This window comes from Pseudomonas sp. JV245A, from assembly GCF_032424515.1.
GTDB classification, from domain to species: Bacteria; Pseudomonadota; Gammaproteobacteria; order Pseudomonadales; family Pseudomonadaceae; genus Aquipseudomonas; species Aquipseudomonas protegens.
This window is the reverse complement of the sequence record NZ_VYKE01000596.1, coordinates 1-345: the sequence shown is the minus strand read 5'-3', so window position 1 is coordinate 345 and position 345 is coordinate 1. Positions and strand designations below refer to the sequence as shown.

The 345-nt window shown below is 67.8% G+C and carries 1 protein-coding gene; it reads left to right on the top strand.

Annotation, left to right across the window (positions count from 1 at the left end; genetic code table 11):
* The coding region (locus F6S12_RS33205) for a phosphopantetheine-binding protein (protein ID WP_315870046.1) at window positions 1-345 on the top strand (345 nt) is incomplete at both ends.

Genomic DNA, 345 nt, shown 5'->3' with positions numbered 1-345 from the left:
TGCTCCCGGACCTCTGGCTGAGCCTGCCGGAACTGCCCCTGAGCACTAACGGCAAGGTCGATCGCGCGGCTTTGCTGTGGCTGCTGCAGGAGCAGCGCCGGGGCATCCAGCCGCAGAGTGCCGAGCCGCCGCAAGGGGAATGGGAAGAGGCCGTGGCCGCGCTCTGGCAGGAGCTGCTGGAGGTGCCGCAGGTGGGCCGGCACCAGGGCTTTTTTGCCCTGGGCGGCAACAGCCTGCTGGCGGCCCGGTTGATCGAACGCATCGCCCGGCAGTTCCAGCTGGAACTGTCGCTCAAGGATTTTTTCAACGCGGCCACCGTGGCCCTGCAGGGGCAGTTGCTTGCCT